Annotated in this window: 14 protein-coding genes; 5 read left to right on the top strand and 9 right to left on the bottom strand. The window is 45.2% G+C overall.

Going from position 1 to position 19,458, the window contains the following annotated elements; translation table 11 throughout:
- Positions 1-75: 75 nt before the first annotated feature.
- The 8 genes from ACOMG9_RS20390 to ACOMG9_RS20425 all read right to left on the bottom strand — a co-directional run bounded on the left by ACOMG9_RS20390 (position 76) and on the right by ACOMG9_RS20425 (position 10,530).
- Positions 76-1,146, bottom strand: a complete 1,071-nt coding sequence (locus tag ACOMG9_RS20390) for an SPFH domain-containing protein (RefSeq protein ID WP_448218231.1) — start codon at positions 1,144-1,146, stop codon at positions 76-78.
- Between the two features lie 445 nt (positions 1,147-1,591).
- Complete coding sequence (locus tag ACOMG9_RS20395) at positions 1,592-2,437, bottom strand: syntaxin family protein (RefSeq protein WP_448218232.1); 846 nt, start codon at positions 2,435-2,437, stop codon at positions 1,592-1,594.
- Between the two features lie 219 nt (positions 2,438-2,656).
- Positions 2,657-3,133 (bottom strand): transcription elongation factor GreA, encoded by a 477-nt coding sequence (gene greA / locus ACOMG9_RS20400; RefSeq protein ID WP_422135269.1) that lies wholly within the window; start codon positions 3,131-3,133, stop codon positions 2,657-2,659.
- Positions 3,130-6,351 carry a carbamoyl-phosphate synthase large subunit gene (gene carB, locus ACOMG9_RS20405; protein WP_448218233.1) on the bottom strand — a complete coding sequence of 1,074 codons (3,222 nt, stop codon included), beginning with the start codon at positions 6,349-6,351 and terminating at the stop codon, positions 3,130-3,132. Before carB ends, greA begins: the two co-directional genes overlap by 4 nt.
- Positions 6,352-6,445: 94 nt before the next feature.
- Positions 6,446-7,600, bottom strand: coding sequence for a glutamine-hydrolyzing carbamoyl-phosphate synthase small subunit (gene carA / locus ACOMG9_RS20410; RefSeq protein WP_448218234.1), 1,155 nt, complete (start codon positions 7,598-7,600; stop codon positions 6,446-6,448).
- A gap of 623 nt (positions 7,601-8,223) precedes the next feature.
- Positions 8,224-9,228, bottom strand: coding sequence for a calcium:cation antiporter (locus ACOMG9_RS20415; protein ID WP_422135272.1), 1,005 nt, complete (start codon positions 9,226-9,228; stop codon positions 8,224-8,226).
- A 378-nt stretch (positions 9,229-9,606) separates the two neighbouring features.
- Positions 9,607-10,038, bottom strand: a complete 432-nt coding sequence (locus tag ACOMG9_RS20420; RefSeq protein WP_422135273.1) for a hypothetical protein — start codon at positions 10,036-10,038, stop codon at positions 9,607-9,609.
- A gap of 24 nt (positions 10,039-10,062) precedes the next feature.
- Complete coding sequence (locus ACOMG9_RS20425) at positions 10,063-10,530, bottom strand: hypothetical protein (RefSeq protein ID WP_494529310.1); 468 nt, start codon at positions 10,528-10,530, stop codon at positions 10,063-10,065.
- Positions 10,531-10,959: 429 nt separating this feature from the next.
- Between ACOMG9_RS20425 and ACOMG9_RS20430 the strand changes: the two genes are divergently transcribed.
- The 5 genes from ACOMG9_RS20430 to ACOMG9_RS20450 all read left to right on the top strand — a co-directional run bounded on the left by ACOMG9_RS20430 (position 10,960) and on the right by ACOMG9_RS20450 (position 18,084).
- Positions 10,960-12,465, top strand: a complete 1,506-nt coding sequence (locus ACOMG9_RS20430) for a hypothetical protein (RefSeq protein WP_494529311.1) — start codon at positions 10,960-10,962, stop codon at positions 12,463-12,465.
- A 144-nt stretch (positions 12,466-12,609) separates the two neighbouring features.
- Positions 12,610-13,026, top strand: coding sequence for a hypothetical protein (locus tag ACOMG9_RS20435; RefSeq protein WP_448218236.1), 417 nt, complete (start codon positions 12,610-12,612; stop codon positions 13,024-13,026).
- A complete protein-coding gene (locus ACOMG9_RS20440; protein ID WP_494529312.1) occupies positions 13,023-15,074 on the top strand; it encodes a hypothetical protein in 2,052 nt (683 codons plus the stop codon). Before ACOMG9_RS20435 ends, ACOMG9_RS20440 begins: the two co-directional genes overlap by 4 nt.
- Before the next feature lie 25 nt (positions 15,075-15,099).
- Positions 15,100-16,185, top strand: a complete 1,086-nt coding sequence (locus ACOMG9_RS20445; RefSeq protein ID WP_448218238.1) for a hypothetical protein — start codon at positions 15,100-15,102, stop codon at positions 16,183-16,185.
- A 483-nt stretch (positions 16,186-16,668) separates the two neighbouring features.
- Positions 16,669-18,084 (top strand): hypothetical protein, encoded by a 1,416-nt coding sequence (locus tag ACOMG9_RS20450; RefSeq protein ID WP_448218239.1) that lies wholly within the window; start codon positions 16,669-16,671, stop codon positions 18,082-18,084.
- A 70-nt stretch (positions 18,085-18,154) separates the two neighbouring features.
- Here ACOMG9_RS20450 and dnaJ read toward each other — a convergent pair whose 3' ends face one another.
- Positions 18,155-19,294 carry a molecular chaperone DnaJ gene (dnaJ, locus tag ACOMG9_RS20455; RefSeq protein ID WP_494529313.1) on the bottom strand — a complete coding sequence of 380 codons (1,140 nt, stop codon included), beginning with the start codon at positions 19,292-19,294 and terminating at the stop codon, positions 18,155-18,157.
- Between the last annotated feature and the right edge of the window lie 164 nt (positions 19,295-19,458).

The raw sequence follows: 19,458 nt of genomic DNA on the forward strand, positions 1-19,458 counted from the left end.
AAGTTAGTAAATGGGTAGCTCATTTCGCTCTCCACCCCGTCTGCCAGCGTTAGCTGACTCTAAAAGATACTTGCGTTAATTTGCAAACTTTCTTACTTCTTCTGAGTCGATAAGGCCTGGATATACAGTTTTAGGAATATTTTCGCCAAAATATATCAGTTTAGAGTTGTTATTTCTCCAAAACGCCTCTGCCTGTTTTAGCTCAACATATAAATGTGTAATGAGCCTTTCATTGGCTATTGCTTCTTGCAGCGTAGCATTGGCACGAGCTTCACCACTAACTTGTATTACATAGGCTTCAGCTTCACCCTTTTGCCTGAGTATAAAGGCTTCTGCTTCAGCGTCTTCACGTAATTGATGGATTCTAACAGCCACTCGAATCTTCTCTAATTCCATTTTATTTTTTTCTTCAGCAAGTTTTTTTTCATTCTCTATTTCAGCTACCATTTTATCTGTTTGAGCCTTTTTGGATCGTCCCAATTGTTCGGTTTCAGCTTCCTTTAATTTCCTGGCTTGAATTTGTGAAACAGCTACAAGCTTGCTTTTCTCTTCCACAATAACTTCGTAGTTTTTTCTTATGTTTCCTGGAAGAACGGGCTTAGAAACAACCACTTTATTTATTTTTAATCTAGAATTACTTTTTGCTTGCTCTTCAACCAGGTGTTGTAACAAAAAATCGTTTATAGTAGGAAACTTATCAATATATATTTCCTGTGCTGTCATGGTCGTACACAGCTCTGTTACAGCCTGAATTGTAGGCTCTGTTATTAAGTAATGATCATAATCTTCTCCAAAATTTGAGACAATATTTAATACTTCGTCTTTATGGAGCTGATTATAAACGGCAATTCTAGGAAAATGTATTGTGAGACCGTCCATAGTACCACATGCTATATCCTCAATAATATCTATCTGTGGTCTTACATTTATTCGCATTCCTTTGGTAACAGGCCATGTGAATAATCTGTGTATTCCCGGCTCATAAACCTCCTTATAAAATCCACCTCTGAAAAAAATACCAACACTTCCTTCTGGTACCGTATATGTAAAAGGCATCCAACTGTATAACCAGTGAACTGAAATTTCATCAGAAAGGGCAGATTCAACACAAAGTAATGAAAATATCAAGGCAGCTATTTTTCTCATAATCCAAGTTTCCAAAAATTTTGAATTTTCAGCTACAAGATAGCAAAGCTGACATGAGGTATCGGATTATTTTAAAAATAAAAAAGTACGCTTCTGACTGTCTTCACTTTACAAATACACCGAATTCAAAGCCAACAGTATAGACATAACTCTAACTTCTGATTATTTATCGGAAGTCGAAGAAAGAATGTTGCAATATCAGTTAAAGGAAAAGCCTGATTTCGTTGATGTTATTCGTGGCAGCAGCAGTGTCCTGAAGGTGCTTTGAACTATTGAAGCAATAAAAGCTTTTGAGCCCGCTCAAGGATAAGGTTCCACAAGAGCTATTCAGAGAAATGAGAGAAGACTTATCAGTCAAATATTCGATACTCTTACCGTTATGAAACTGGAGAATTTGAAGGTGTGAGTAGCAGATCATCTCACACCTTCAAGTTCTGAGTGTCAATCAGAGCAAGCAGGCCAGAAGGGTGATGCCGACAACGGCAAGCACAATACCTAAAACAATCTTCAGTTTACGAGCTTTTTTAGCGGACTTTTGCGCTGAATCCAGAGAATCCCCGGCATCTTTGACATTCTCACTGCTTCGAGTGATATTATCTTCAATCCGGCTCACCCCCTCACCCTGTTCACGAACCAGACCTTGCAGTGTATGCACCATCCCGCACACTTCAGCAACATCTTTTTCTATTTGAAGCATTTCCTGATGTCGATTGCGTAGCTGGCTCAATTCATCAAATTTAATGTCCAGCAACACCTTCTGAAGACTGTTGGCAGCCTCGTGGACATGGTTATCAGCCGCAGATGACGCATCAAGCAGATTGGCCGCTGTGTTCAGTTTCTCAAGAATTTTGCCCGCCTCTGGATGATCCTGAAGCTTTTTTCTGGCATCGTTTAGCAGATCTGTGGTTTTCTGCTTCATAGCCACCAGATCCTGCCCGGAATGTGCCCGAGAGCAGTCACTTTTGAGACTCTCAAGTCTGACTGCCAGATCGTTGCCATTGTCACTGCCCGACTGGGCAGGTTTTGAAACCGGCCTGATAACACCTCTTTCTGAAGGCGGTCTGGCAATAGCACGCTCTGAAACCTGTATGGTGCCATCTGAGCTGCTTGAGCTTTGCTCAGAGTAGTGGGTGTGCGAAAAGTCGCCGCTCTTCATATGGCCATAAGCGTTTTTGAGCTTACCGACCGTATGGCGTCCAAGCTTGGAGACAGCGCTTCCAAATTGCTCCAATTTTACGGCAATCGTTTTCTTACTGAATGGCACTGAGCCTGTTTCCAGAAAATTCATCATAACACTCCCTCCATGAATCCTTGTTGTATTGTTTTTCTGGACACAAGAATGCAATCAATGGCAGGAAAGGTCACTAACAGGCATGTCAGTTATGCTGACATAGCTATGAAAACCCACTGGCCAGGTACTTATACACAGAGGATGAGAGCTTCAGGGAGCTCAGAGGGGGAAACCAGCTTCTCTGCACAGGTCATTGACCCATGCAGAGAATCGAGATCTTCAGATGTGCTTAACCTCATCGATCTCATATTCAACATTGCCAGATGGTGTATTCACAACCACCACGTCACCTTCTTCTTTACCAACCAGGGCACGGGCAATCGGTGAGTTTACAGAAATCTTGTTATCCTTGATCTCTGCTTCATCATCACCCACGATCTTGTACTCGACTTCATCGTCCGTATCCAGATTAACCAGTACAACCGTAGTACCAAAGACAACCTTACCGGTTTTCTTGATCGTAGTAATATCGATAACCTGAGCGTTGGATAACTTGCCCTCAATATCGTTAATACGACCCTCAGTAAAACTCTGCTGTTCACGGGCTGCGTGATATTCAGCGTTCTCTTTCAAGTCCCCCAATTCCCGGGCCTCGGCAATTGCCTGGGAAATGCGTGGTCTTTCCACGGTTTTCAGTTGAGCCAACTCTTCTCGGAGAGCTTTTTCGCCCTCCACTGTCATTGGATATCGATTCATCCAGTCTTACCTTCGTGTAAATCCTGAAGTCTTCTGACTGTTTTCTCCGAACCAAAGGCAATGGCCCGGGCAATGGCTTCCGCACCTGCCATGGTAGTGGTGTAGAGAACCTTATTGGTCAGGGAAGATCGGCGGATTTTATAGGAGTCTGCAATGGCCTGACGACCTTCGGTAGTATTGACCACAAAGGCTATATCACCATTGACGATGCTGTCCACCATATTTGGTCGACCTTCCATCACCTTTTTGACCCGGGTCACGGGCAGACCGGCATCTTCGATCACCTGGGCAGTACCACTGGTAGCCACCAGTTCAAAACCGGTATCCATTAACAGACGGGCGATACCAGGCACCATGGGCTTGTCCTGATCACGGACACTGATGATGACACGGCCACCTTCCGGCAGTGCCATATTTTCAGCCAGCTGAGCCTTGTAATAGGCTTCCGGGAAAGAAGCACCAACACCCATCACTTCTCCAGTAGACTTCATTTCAGGGCCAAGAATCGGGTCCACACCCGGGAACTTGTTGAATGGGAAGATGGCTTCTTTCACGCAGAAGTATGGAGGCACGATCTCTTTGGTAAACTCCAGCTCTTCCAGAGTCTTGCCCATCATGACACGAGCGGCAATCTTGGCCAGGGAGTGACCAATGCACTTGGACACAAAAGGCACTGTACGGGATGCACGAGGGTTAACCTCGATCACATAGAGTTCACCGTCCTGCAACGCCATCTGAACATTCATCAGACCAACAACACCCAGTTCCATAGCCATGGCTTTCACCTGCCCACGGATCTTGTTCTGGATACGGGGACTCAGACTGTAGGGAGGCAGAGAGCAACCGGAATCACCCGAGTGAATACCTGCCTGCTCAATGTGTTGCATGATGGCACCAATGACCACACGCTCGCCGTCGCATACTGCATCGACATCCACCTCTACGGCACGGCTCAGGAACAGGTCCAGCAGTACCGGACTGTCATTGGAAACCTGAACGGCTTCCTTCATGTACTTTTGAAGTTCATCTTCGCCTGCCACGATTTCCATGGCACGACCACCCAGGACGTAAGACGGACGCACAACCAGCGGATAACCAATTTCCTTGGCTTTAGTTACAGCTTCTTCAGCACTGCGCACGGTAGCGTTTGCAGGCTGCAGCAGACCCAGCTTCTGGATCATGCCCTGGAAACGTTCACGGTCTTCGGCACGGTCAATTGCGTCCGGACTGGTACCGATAATTGGCACACCCTCAGCTTCCAGAGCACGAGCCAGCTTCAGAGGAGTCTGACCACCGTAGTGAACAATCACACCCTTGGGCTTTTCAACATCAATAATGGCGAGAACGTCTTCCAGAGTAACTGGCTCAAAGTACAGTCGGTCAGAAGTGTCATAGTCTGTAGAAACCGTTTCGGGGTTACAGTTAACCATGATGGTTTCGTAACCGTCTTCACGGGCAGCCATGGCGGCATGCACACAGCAATAATCGAATTCGATACCCTGACCGATACGGTTTGGACCACCACCGATAACCATGATCTTTTCATTATCGGTTGGCACAGCTTCACACTCTTCCTCGTAGGTGGAGTACATGTAAGCTGTCGTGGAGGCAAACTCGGCCGCACAGGTGTCCACACGTTTGAATACCGGCTTTATGTTCAGCTGACGACGATGGTTACGCACTTCTGTTTCAGCGACGGCCATCACTTCAGCCAGACGTGCATCACTGAAACCCTTGCGCTTGAGTCTGAACAGAGTGTCGGCATCCAGTGCAGACAGATCTTTACCAACCAGGTTTTGCTCTTCTTTAACAATGTCTTCAATCTGGACAAGGAACCAATGATCGATCATGCAGCTGTTAAAGACTTCCTCACGTGTCATACCGGCACGAAAAGCATCTGCCACGTAGTAAGGTCGATCCGCTTTTGGAACAACCAGCTCTGCCTTGATCTTGTCGATAGCACCTTCATCAGAAACATCCAGCATTGGATTGAAACCAGTAGCTCCGGTTTCCAGACCACGAAGGGCTTTTTGCATGGACTCCTGGAAAGTACGACCAATAGCCATGACCTCACCCACCGATTTCATCTGGGTAGTGAGGCGGTCGTCAGCCTGAGGGAATTTTTCAAAAGCAAAACGGGGAATCTTGGTAACGACGTAATCGATGGTAGGCTCGAAAGAAGCCGGGACCACGCCACCGGTAATTTCGTTTCGCAGTTCATCCAGGGTATACCCTACGGCCAACTTGGCGGCCACTTTGGCAATGGGGAAGCCAGTCGCTTTGGAAGCCAGAGCGGAAGAACGGGATACCCGGGGGTTCATCTCGATTACGACCATACGGCCGGTGTCCGGGCAAATACCGAACTGAACATTGGAACCACCGGTTTCAACGCCAATCTCTCGCAGCACAGCAACAGAGGCATTACGCATGATCTGATATTCTTTATCGGTCAGCGTCTGGGAAGGAGCGACTGTGATCGAGTCGCCGGTGTGAACGCCCATTGGGTCAAAGTTCTCGATAGAGCAGACAATGATGCAGTTGTCATTACGGTCACGGACCACTTCCATCTCATACTCTTTCCAGCCAATCAGGGATTCATCGATCAATAGCTCACTGGTGGGTGACAAATCCAGACCACGCTTGCAGATCTCTTCAAATTCATCCTTGTTATAAGCAATGCCACCACCGGATCCACCCATAGTGAAAGAAGGACGGATAATACAGGGGAAGCCCACCTGATCCAGCACAGCCTGAGCTTCTTCCATGGTGTGAGCAATGCCGGAACGAGGTGTTTCCAGACCAATGTTCTTCATTGCCCTGTCAAACATTTCGCGATCTTCAGCCTTATCGATGGCATCACGGCTGGCGCCGATCATCTGGACATTATATTTTTCCAGAACGCCCTTATGGAACAGATCCAGGGCACAGTTCAGAGCGGTCTGACCGCCCATGGTAGGCAGTACCGCATCCGGACGTTCTTTCTCAATGATCTTGGCGACGGTTTCCCAGCGAATGGGTTCAATGTAAGTCGCGTCTGCCATACTGGGGTCGGTCATGATGGTGGCCGGGTTAGAGTTCACCAGAATGACACGATAACCCTCTTCTTTGAGGGCTTTACAGGCCTGGGCTCCGGAATAGTCAAATTCACAGGCCTGACCGATGATGATAGGACCCGCACCCAGGATCAGGATGCTTTCAATATCTGTACGTTTCGGCATCGTTGCTCTCGTAACTTGTCTCAGGCTTGCGGAGTTCTTCGCTCACGAAAGCCTGTTGAGTCTGTACTGTATGTCTCTCTTTCAAGCGACCTGATCAGGATTTGGAAGCGGCTGTGTGCTTTTCCAGCATAGTGATAAACCGGTCAAACAGCACTGCGACATCATGCGGCCCCGGGCTGGCTTCAGGGTGTCCCTGGAAACTGAAGGCGGGCCGGTCTGTCAGCTCAATACCCTGAAGACTGCGATCAAACAGGGATTTGTGAGTGACCCGGATATTTTCAGGCAGATTCTCTTCAGCCACGGCAAAACCGTGATTCTGACTGGTAATCATTACGACACCGGAATCCAGATCCTGCACCGGATGGTTGGCCCCGTGGTGTCCAAACTTCATCTTTATGGTGGCAGCACCACTGGCCAAACCCAGCAGCTGATGACCCAGACAGATACCAAAGACCGGGATACGGGTTGCCAGAATATCCTGAATGGCCTTGATGGCATAATCACAGGGCTCCGGATCACCAGGACCGTTGGACAGGAAAACACCGTCCGGGTTCATGGCCAGAACCTCTTGTGCAGGAGTTTCAGCGGGCACAACCGTCAAACGACAACCACGCTGGGCCAGCATTCTGAGTATGTTGCGCTTGACACCAAAATCATAAGCCACAACGTGGAAGGGCTGCTCATCAACAGTCTGGTGATCATCGGACTCCAGAGACCAGACACCTTCTTTCCATTCGTAAGACTCCGAAACTGTCACCTCTCTGGCAAGGTCCATACCTTTCAGGCCGGGGAATGCCCGAGCCTTTTCCAAAGCTGCCGCTTCATCAATATGACCGTTTTCATCGGCCACCAGGATACAACCATTCTGGGCACCCTTCTCTCGCAGGATACGAGTCAGGCGACGGGTATCAATATCAGCAATGGCTACGATTTGATTAGTACGAAGGTACTCATCAAGAGGCATCCTGTTCCGCCAGTTGCTGGCGAGAAGAGGAAGATCACGGATAACAAGGCCAGCGGCATGAATTTCAGTAGACTCTTCGTCTATGGGAGTAATGCCGGTATTACCAATATGGGGGTAGGTGAGAGTCACAATTTGACGAGAATAAGAAGGATCGGTGAGTATTTCCTGATAGCCAGTCATGGCTGTATTGAAAACGACCTCACCACTGGTCTCTCCGTCGGATCCAATGGCAATGCCCCGAAAAAGACTTCCGTCTTCCAGAGCCAGTACGGCTGACTTAGTCAATGATTCCTCCCACATTCACCTCATGAAAATCATCTTATTCATGGGCAAAATGATTTTCTACGCTTAAGGCTGTTCGACCTGTTCCCAATCAGGTCAGCAAGGGTAAAACCTGATGGGTGAAGTACGCAAGACAGCAATGTTATAACCCTGTTTCCTTAGAGAGCACGCTCAAAAAAAGCGAGAGGTAAATTGAATCACCGTCTCGCTTTTTTTATCCGACTTTTATAAGGAGTCTCGGGGGCACGCCAACTGCCTCAACAAATCTAATGCAAATTTTTCGCATTCAAACACAATATTTATAAAAAGACAATATTTTTCTTCCAAAAAACACCTGAATTCAGGGCATTTCTGAACCGGTTTTCTTATGAGAGATCAAGAGCCAATGAATCGAAAAGAAAAGCAGTTAAGTACTCAGCCGTAGGGAATCAAATATTTCTGGCTTATTGGGCAGGTGCTCTGCAAGGCGCAACGACGGAAACATAGCAAGCTATGTGACCAGAATTGCAACGCATCACGACTGCATGGATGCAGGAGCTAGAGCAACGCAGGAGCAGTTGCCGCGAGTGCCTGAACAATAAGTCAGAAAATATGATTTCGTATGGTTGAGTACTTATGAACCAGGATCAGTCAAAAATCAGAATGATGTAGCAGAAAAACAGTGTCAGATGAGTCACTCCCTGGAAAAGGTTACTTTTACCTGAGGAAAAGTTCACAATGGAAACCAGTAGCGTCAGAACCAGCAATAGTGCATCGACATTGTTCAAACCCAGAACAATGATTTTGGAGGTCAGAACCCCGATCAGTAGCACGGCAGGTATGGTCATACCTATAGTGGCCAGAGCCGACCCCAGACAAATATTGATAGAGCGCTGAAGATTATTAGCTCTTGCTGCTTTGATCGCCGCCATCCCTTCCGGCGACAGCACCAGAATTGCCACAATCATTCCGCCCAGGTCTGTGGGTGCTCCCAGTTCAGAAATCCCATAATCCACAATCACTGCCAGCTTCTTCGACAGCAAAACAATGGGAACCATGTAGCAGAGCAAAAGCAGGGTATGTGACGGGACAGACAACCTCTTTTCATCACTGTGATCAGAACCCTCATTGTCACCCACAAAATAGTGCCGGTGTCTCATGGCCTGCATTCCCAGAAAAGCCAGGTAGAGGACAACATTCATAACAACAAGAAAGACTATTTGCTCAAGGGAGAAAGTACCTATGGACGTTGATTCTGTAAAATTCGGCAGAATCAAACCCAGCACAGAGAGAGGAACAAGAATTCCCAGAAAGGAGTTGGCTCCCTGCAAATTAAACGTCTGCTCAACATGTCTGACCCCTCCCAGAAGCAGCGACAGCCCGACCAATCCATTCAGTACAATCATCAGGACAGAAAACATCACATCCCGACCCAGCGTTGGATTATGACTTCCGGTGAGCATCACGGCTGAAATCACAATGACTTCGATACTGATCACTGACAGGGTCAATATCAGAGTGCCGTATGGCTCACCCAACTGTTCAGCCAGACCATCAGCATGGCGAACCACGCCGAAGGAAGACCAGAGCATAACAACGAACAAAATCAGAAACAGAGCCGCACTGACCCAGTTGGGAGATCCTGTCGTCAAAAAGCAGTTGCACAACGAATAGAATAATATTGATGCAGCAAAACCTGAATAAAGGCCAGGCTCGGATTTTAACACCAAAGGTAGTTTCATCACTGCTCAAGCTACCCGCAAAAAATGTTTTTTGAATGTTATTAACACGACAAAAGCAGTCACTTAGCCGTACATGAAGAATAGATGAGCGGTAAAAATCTCCCCACTCTTTCCCGGCTTATTTTGCTGTAACTGTTTTATATTTCTCTTGGGGGAACTACAGGCTCTCCCGAAACTCCATTCTCCAGCGAGCTATTAAACCTGACAGGAAAGGAGCATGCCCTTGAACGTTTCAAGCTGCATTCGAACAAGGGCTATCGACAGAGCAACTGTCCAGATACAAAGTACCTATGTCATCGTTTCCAAAGTAGCATGCTTTTTCTTCTCTTCGCATTCTTTGAGATCTTTTTGAAGCCATTCACAAGAAGCTTCTTCTCCGGGTTCTGGTAACAACTCACCGCCTTCCATCACCCAGGATGCTGGCACTTCAAACAGGGTTACTGATACCCCGGAAACATCGATCCCAAAAAAATCAGCAATATTATTCTGCATTTCCAGACTAAGTCGGTCGTTGACGTCTGATGTCCTGCCTTTGCGGACGTTAGCTTGTACGTGAATGGCAATACCTTTTTGCAATGGAATATTTTGATTAAAGAGCACATTTACAAGACTCTCAGGAGCACTCGTTAAACCACAGTGGGTATCCATAATGAGTTTTGACAAGGGTTGTCTTTTTGACATCTCTACCGCACCCGGGGTTGAAACATTGTACAGGGGCATGGCTGTTCTCCTGCGGGCTAAGGTTTAAAAGTTAATGGACGTGGAAAAGTGTCGTGTAATGATTTTCGACTTTGCCAATCGGCCCAACATCTGAAGTGTAACCAGAGGTCTTCTGGAGGGACGGATTCGGGTCTGAGTCAGCTTCAATAAATCTTGTTGTGCCTGAAAATCCATCGCCGTCAGCATGATCTCGTTTTTATTGCACCCGGTATAGTTGATCCAAAGTTCACTGAATTCACTCATAAATGCATGACGAATGTCGTTGGGAAGATCGTTTTCCACGCCAATGGAAATGGTGGTCGCATTGCTCGGGCGAGCTGCTAAAAAAGCCTGTGAACGCGGCACTTCCACCCAGATCGGAAAGAGCTTGTAATGTTTGCCGAAGTGATTCTGGTAAAGCTTGGTACAATCCTTTTCAAGCGTCTTCCTGAGTGTTGTGGCAATAGATCCATTCAATACCAGAATTGCCATTAAGACTCGTTGTTGAGACATAATTTTCTCCGGTTAACTTCTTCCTGCCCTCGAACCCGTTTGATTTTTCGCCAGCGTTGCTAAAAACGGTATAGCACACCTGCTGCGGAAATGGTGCCCCAAAGGAAGATCAAAGTATGATAACGAGCAGCACATAAAAAGGAATCCGAGCCTCGACTGCAAGACTGATGAAATACTGACAGAAGCCTATGGAATAGCCAAAAAGGGCTGAATTGAACGGAGACTGAAGAGAGTAGGCGAATGGTCAGGCCCCCCACTGCGAATAAAGCGGCACCCCCACCTAGCATTCCGGGCAGAGCCTGCTGCTTGTAATCTCTCCCGGCTTCTTTACCCGTAATTCTTCTATATTTCTCTCCCAGTGGAACTAATCACTCTCCCGAGACTCTAAGTTCTGTGGACTATTGAGCCCGAGAGTAAAGGATTACGCCAATGAACATTACAAGCCATGCCATCAAGCTGATATTTGCATTACTCATAACGATGAGTTTTTGTGTCAACGCTGATATTACAGAACAAGAAGAACATTGCCTGAACGACGCACTGGCCGGTTATGATATTGAGCGCCTCACAGAGACAGGTACCACGGCAGAAGAAGTCTTTCTTTTTTCTCAAAAAGCCCCAATGGTCAGCCCGTATGACATTCACCGTTTTACCCGGCGCAACATTACTCCGGAAGTCGTTGCATCGTTTCATCCTGAAGTGGCTGGTGAACCGGCTTTTATAGATAAATTTCTACAGGCAGGGTTAAGCCCCCAAAAGGCGAATAGCTACCTCGAAGCCGGCGTTGATCAGGCCAACATTTTGACCAGTTACTTCAAAAATGGAATAGCTCCTGATCTTGCAGGCGCCTTATACAAAAGTGGCTACTATTTCTACACTGACTCTGACTATTCGAAGGTTTGGCTTCAAGAAACAATGGAAAAGGGGCTAACCATGGAAGATCTGCCCAGATACAAGGGACTCGCCTCAACAACCAATGAATTAAAAAGACTCTACGTTTCAAAAGTACCTACTGATTTTCTTCATAGAGTCCTGAGTATGGATATAAGACTGGACACGGAAGATGCAAAATCTCTTTACTTTCGTGGCATTGACCTGGACACCTATCCATCTCTAATCTCTGACGAACGGACCTGCACAGCATATCCCACAACCCATCTTGAGTTTGAACACCTTGGTAATCTTGCGGGCTACCAGAGCAAAAAAGAGCCTATTCCTCTACCAAAAGCTTTATTTTTCCGGCTTAACACAGTATTTTCTGGCAGAGATTTTACGCAAGAATTTATGGGACATTTTTCAACCGACGATCAGGAAGAGATTTTCAAGTACGTTGAAAACAAAGCCAAACGTGTAAAAAACCCAACGATCTATAATTTACTCTACCTGACAGCGGAGATTGTTTCTGAAAAGCTTCACTACGAATTAGTGGATGAAGGAGAACTGGAGCAGACTTTCCCGATAGATTGTTCAATAGCTGAATATTGGCGAAGGGGAATTGGCGACTGTGATAAATACTCGGCATTGGGAACGGTTGTTTTTGCTCAACTGAAACAATTGTTTCCTGACGTACTGGCAAATGTTTACCTAATCAATGAACTGTTTGCAAAATACAACAGACATTCCTGGAATACCGTCGTCATTGCAGAAGAAGATCGCCTGATATTCAGCTACATTGACATAACAAACTACGACCCCGGTGATTACTATTATCTAAAGCTTATTTATCGGTTTTATCTACAACTGTATGAAGTTCTTGAGAATCTGCGTGAGGCAGCTGGCTACACCCCGAATCCATACAGAAACAAAAACGAAGCCTTGGGAGCGATGTACCCCGAGAACTTCAACAAGGAATACTTTCTTAGCGAATACAAGAAATATTTCTGTCCACACGATCAGAGCAATCCGGACATAACAACTGCTCAGACACATGAATGATAGATGAGCTGAGAAAATCCCCCCAATCTTTTCCGGCTTCTTTACCTGTAACGCTACTATATTTCCCTCCCGGGGGAACTAATCACTCTCCCGAGGCTCTAAAGTCACATTGACAATTGAAGCTGAGAGTAAAGGATTACGCCAATGTACATTAACATCAAGCTGATGGCTGTATTACTCATAACGATGAGTTTCTGTGTCAACGCTGATATTACAGAACAAGAAAAAGAACGCTTCCTGAACGCCTCGTTGGCCAATTATGATATTGGCCGCCACATAGAGGTGGAGACCACGGCAGATATTGCAGGCACCTTAAAAAGAAACGGCTTTAGTACAATCACTGACTTTGAATGGACCGACCTTCATGACGCATTTAAACTGGAGCTTAGAGCAGGAGACCTACCCAAATACAAAGGACTCACCCATTCAATGCTAAGTAGTTGGCCGTATGGAATCGTATATTTCTGGCTAATTGGACAGTTATCAACACGACAGATCGAAATACACCTATTCACGCTTTCTCAGCCAGTAACGGGAAATTGGTTCGGAGGTACATTATGATTAATAGTCATTTTCCAGTTCAGCCCATACTTACCAGTGAACTGTCAACACAAGAAAAAACAATTAATGTAGAAAAAGGTGACCAGACTACTACTGATACCTTTGCCAGTCAGGAACACCATAATATAAACAAAATCTTTAAGAATGATGTTTGTGCAACTTCTGCCATAAACCAAGTACACAAACCGGAAAATACCTTGGAAAAATCTTTTCCTGAGCCCCCGACTAAACTGGAGCATTATTATGTTTCAACTAATGAAGGAATTACCTGGCATGATGAAAAAAGAACAGCTTGTGAAAGTTCGTCCGCAGAGGTACTTCCAAAAAAGATAAAAAACAGTAAAGAGTCTTCTATTATCGAAAGTAGTGATCTCCAACAAGTTGGTTGTTTGATACCAAAAGACAAGCAATGGATATCTTTTCTTCAGGATTTTTTCAGGCAGATACCGATTCATACATCATCTATGAATAGAATCACCTCTTTGCAAAGTAAAGCTGGGAAAGTTAAAGAAATAGTTTTTCTGGTAGAAGCTAGCTCCCCCACTCAGGGCTATGGAAATTTAAACCTGTATATAGAATTCTTAAGGAATTTTGTCAGACTTTCTCCTGGCACTTTAAATCTGGTTCGCTTTTCTGGCTATGAACCTACTCTTAGCAACAAATTACCAAATCTTCTTTCTGGTTTACCTGCGCGTGACATTGATGAGTCTATCATTCACGGGGATCACAAATTATCGTCACCAAAAATAAGACCAGATAAAATATTTGGTATTCCATACATCATAGAACAGACAATACCTACCCATCTTTTATCAAAAAACACACTACAAATTTACACCGTTTGGGACTCGTTTAGAACATCAACAAAAGCTCCATTATTTCAAATAACTAACTATAGATGGTTCCCTGGATCTCCAAGGGAAATGACCCTGAAAAACCAAGAAAATCATCTGCCCATTTATCCGTACGAGGTCAATAAAGATACGTCAACACCAGAGCTAATGAAAAAGGATATAGCTAACAGCTTACAAAACCCATTAACACAAGGTCATGATACTGAAAAATTAGCTCAGTTTTTTACCGAATTATTGCAATCGGCCAAAGAAAATAAAATATATTTAGCCCTTTCTTATCATGCCTGGGGAATGTTAAAGCATGAGTATTACAATTACACAAATGCCGCTAAAGCGTGTTTTGGCGATAAGCCTATCATTATTATTGCACCACACAGCGAGAATATCAGCCTGTCTGAAAAAGGCAAAAAAGAGCTCAGTGACACTGGCAATATACAGTTTTCAACTAATTACTCCCTGGACTTTACCACTGAGAAATCACTTATAGATAAGGTCACCGTATTTGAATTTACTTTTTTACCGAAGCGACTGTTTGAGTTGGTTTGTTATTTTTCCAACATCCCCATTTATGCACCGGGAGCCAGCACCGCTAATATTGCACAATGCTTAAATAAACCCTACCTTGGACTGGGCAGATGTGGTCATGAAATACCAGCAACAGGCAACCCGAAACTCTTAGGCCGCTGGAAAGTAGCTAATGGTGCATTTCATTTGAATACATGCCTTCTGCAAGAGGTTAAATCGACTCTGCTAACAATGAGCAAAGAGCAAATAGAGTTATGTGACAGAAAAACTAAACATGATTTCTGGTATGACCCTGAGAATGCCCATTTAGAACTCAATAAGATATGTAATGCAATCACCGACGATATCCTGAGATATACTGGGCTAATCCCAACGTTAATTCCGCATTTTTTTAATGGCACGGATACCTCAAAAATCCATGAATATACTGATCTCTCAGCTGACGATCGGCAAAGTTACTTTACCCGGTTATTAGACGAAGGTAGATTACCCGAGTTTTGCCAGTACGTCTGTGATAAATCAAATGAAATAATGCTTGATTATATGTCTCAAACAACTAAGCCAGGAGATAGTTTTTATGAACTGGCCAGAGAATTACAAAAAAAGGCATTGCATCCTGATAACAACATGATGTTGGAAGTATTAGAAAGTAATCTTCCGGATAACTGAAACCCGGCAATAAAGGAGTATGCCAATGTACATTACAAATGCCATCAAACTGATCTCTGCATTACTCATATTGATGAGTTTTAGTGCCGACGCTGATATTACAGAACAAGAAGGACATTGCCTGAAAGACGCGCTGGCCGGTTATGATATTGAGTACCTTACAGAGGTGGGTACTACGGCAGAAGAAGTCTTTCTTTTTTCTCAAAAAGCCCCAATGGTCAGCCCGTATGACATTCACAGTTTTACACGGCGCAATATTACTCCGGAAGTCGTTGCATCATTTCGTCCTGAAGTGGCCAATGATTCGTTTTTTATAGATAAGGTTCTACGGGCAGGGTTAAGCCCCCAAACGGCAAATAGCTACCTCGACGTCGGCATTAATGCGGCCTTCTTTATCATCGGGTACGCCAAAAAACGAATATCCCCTGATCTTGCAAATTCTCTATACAAAAACCTCTTTTTCGTAATCATGAGCAGTGATCGTATCCCTATTCAAGATGAATTTAAACAGTGGATAACGGCAGAAAACCTGTCTAAATACAGAGGGCTCACCATGTCAATCAATCAGTTACAAGATCTCTACTTTTCCAAAGTGCCCCCAGATTTTCTTCATGAAGCTAAAAGTAAGGGTATAAAACTGTATGATGCAATGTCTCTTTACTTTCTCAGCATTGACTTGGACACCTACCCGTCTTTAATCTCTGACCAAAATACCTGCACTGTGTATCCCATTTCTCATCTTAAATTTGAACACTTGGGTAATCTTGTAAACTACCAGAGTAAAAAAGAGCCCATTCCTCTACCAAAAGCTCTATTTTCCGAGCTAAATTCCATATATATCCAATACGATATGTACCACTTTTCAACAGACGATCAAGCGGAAATTTTCAAGTACGTTGAAAAGGCTGCAAAAGATGTAAAAAACCCCACAATCTATAGTTTGCTCTACCTGACCGCAAAAATTGTTTCAGACAAGCTTCACTACGCATTAGTGGATGGCGAGCTGAGTCTTACCTTCCCGGAAGGCTGTTCAATAGCTGAATATTGGCGAAGGGGCATGGGTGACTGTGATAAATATATGGCATTGGGTGCGGTTGTTTTGCCCAACTAAAACAACTGTTTCCTGACGTACTGACCAATGTTTACCTAAGCAAGAAATGGTTTTCGACATACAAAAGACATTCCTGGAATACCGTCGTCATTGCAGAAGAGAATCACCTGATTGTTACGTACATTGACATCATAAGATACGACACTGATTCCAATGTTCTGCGCCTTATTCTTCAGTTTCTTATACAACTGCATGACGCCTTGCACAATCTGTATGAGGCAGCTGGCTGCATCCCGAGCCCACTCAGAAACAAAAATGAAGAACTGGGAGCAATGTACCCAGAGTACTTCGAGATGCGAAACTTTCTTAGCAAATATGAAGAATACTTCTGTACGACGCAATCGAAGTAGGCTGGGCGTCAAACCAGGAGCCTGCAAGGTCGGCTTTACCTGTAAATCATCTATACCCCTGGGGGAACTTCTCGCTCTCCAGAAACTCTAATACATAGAGGACCATTAAATCTGCCAGTAAAGGAGTACGCCTATGAACATTGCAAAACGTGCCATAATACTGACAACTGCGCTGCTCATAACGACGAGCTTCTGCGCCGAAGCTGATATTACAGAACAAAAAAAACAGGCTTTCTTGAACGCCGGGCTAGTTGATTATGATATTGAGAGCCTCACAGAAGTAGGAACCACGCCAGAAGAAGTCCTTCTTTTTGCTCAGGATACCCCAACAATCAGTCCAGACATTATTTACTATTATACTCACTTCAACATTACTCCGGGCGTTGCCGCAATGTTTCATCCCAGAGTCATTTCCAAGCCATTTTTTATTGCAGATATTCTCGAGGCAGGACTAACTCCTCAAACGGCTAATAGCTACATCGAGGCAGGGGTTAATCGTGCCAGCTCTATTATCGCTTACGTTAAACATGGAATACCTCCCAATCTTGCAGACACCCTAAACAGAAACGGCTTGTACATCGCCACGGATACTGAACAGAGAGATTTTCATGAAACATTCGAAAAAGGCTTAACAACAAAAGACCTGCCCAGATACATAGGGCTCGCCCGCACACCCTTTGAATTAAAAAAACTCTACTCTTCAAAAGTGCCTACATCTTTTATTCATGAAGCCATGAGCAAAAACATAACGCTGAGTGATGCAACTTCCCTCTACTTCCATGGCATTGACCTGGACACTTACCCTTCTCTAATCACAGACCAGCCAACCTGCAGTGTATACCCCGCTAATCATCTTGAATTTGAGTACATCGGTAATCTGGCGGGCTACCAGAGTAAAAAAGAGCCCATCCCTCTACCAAAAGATTTATTCTCCCAGCTTAACTCAATATACGTCTATAACAGCATGAACGTTTTTTCAACAGACGACCAAACGGAAATTTTCAAGTACGTTGAAAACATAGCCAAATATGTAAAAAGACCAACGATCTATAATTTGCTCTACCTGACAGCTCATATCGTTTCGCAAAAGCTTGACTACGATACCGTGGATGAAGGTGAGCTGGCATTGACTTTCCCGAAAGAGTGTTCAATCGCTGAATATTGGCGAAGGGAGATTGGCGACTGTGATAAATACACGGTACTGGGAATGGTTGTTTTTGCCCAACTGAAACAGCTGTTTCCTGACGTACTGGCAAATGTTTACCTGACCAGGGCATTGTTTTCACCCTACAAAACACATGCCTGGAATACTGTCGTTATTGCAGAAGAAGATCGCCTGATTTTCTCCTACATTGATATAACAAACTTCGACAATGATGCCGATAATCCAAACTCTGATTACCGGGATTTTCTGGAACAGAAAGAACTAGCTTACAAAAACCCGTTCAGAGACAGAAACGAAGCGCTGGGAGCCATGACCACAAAGTACTTCGATCATCAGTACTTTCTTAGCGAGTACGAGAAATATTTCTGTAAGCCTACGCATTAATTGAACAACGCTGGACATAAAAAAAGTGGCATTGAAGCCACTTTTTTTATTTTCCATTCTGACTGACCGATCACTTGCCCATATCGTCGAAGAACTTCTTAACCCCTTCAAAGAAAGAGGTTTTCTTAGGAGACTGACGATGCTCCCCTTCGGCAGCAAAGGTTTCCTTCAACTCTTCCATCAGCTCTTTCTGGCGTTCAGTCAGATGCACCGGTGTTTCTACCACAACACGACACATCAGGTCTCCACGACTACCGCCACGCACCGGTGTGACGCCTTTATCGCGCAGACGGAACAACTTGCCAGTCTGGGTTTCTTTTGGAATCTTGAGTTTTACCCGACCGTCGAGGGTCGGAACTTCCAGTTCGCCACCAAGGGCTGCATCAACAAAGGTAATAGGTACTTCACAGTAGAGGTGCTTGCCATCACGCTGGAAGATCCGATGGTCTGCTACGCTCACCTGAACGTACAGATCACCGGCTGGACCACCATTGAAGCCCGCTTCACCTTCACCAGCCAGACGAATACGATCACCGGTATCGACGCCGGCAGGAATTTTTACAGACAGAGTCTTATATTCCTGAACCCGACCTTCACCATGACACTCACGACAAGGGTCTTTTATCATCTTGCCGGTGCCGTGACAATCAGGACAGGTTTGCTGAACAGAGAAGAAACCCTGCTGCATACGCACCTGACCCATGCCTCCACAGGTGGTACAGGTAACCGGAGAAGTGCCTTTCCTGGCACCAGAACCGTCGCAGGACTGACAGGCTACCAGGGAAGGAATCTTGATTTTCTTGGTAGTCCCCTTAACCGCTTCTTCCAGACCCAGCTCCAGCTGGTAGCGCAGATCAGCACCTCGCTGAACAGAGCTGCGGGAGTGGCCGCCGCCACCAAAGATGTCTCCAAAAACATCACCGAAGACGTCACCGAAACCGCCAGCTCCACCGAAGCCGCCAGCTCCACTGCCGCCCATATTGGGATCGACACCGGCGTGACCGTATTGGTCGTAGGCGGCACGCTTCTGATCATCAGAGAGGATTTCGAAAGCCTCGTTTACTTCCTTGAAATTCTCTTCTGCCTCTTTGTCATCAGGGTTACGGTCAGGGTGGAACTTCATAGCCATGCGGCGGTAGGCCTTCTTGATCTCCTTGTCAGAGGCCCCCTTTTCTACGCCCAGTACTTCGTAAAAATCACGTTTTGCCATCAGTAACACCCTGTGGTCAGGTTCCGTCAGATCACCTGACCGAAATAATCCAAATCGCTTTCATACATCGGGATCGATCCCGATTTATTGAATCAGAGACTGTTTGGAAAATCAGCGAAACTTTTCAGACAGCCTCTTAAACACAAGAGCGCGGGAGAAAGCTC

The sequence above is a fragment of the Endozoicomonas sp. PH6C genome, from assembly GCF_059322965.1.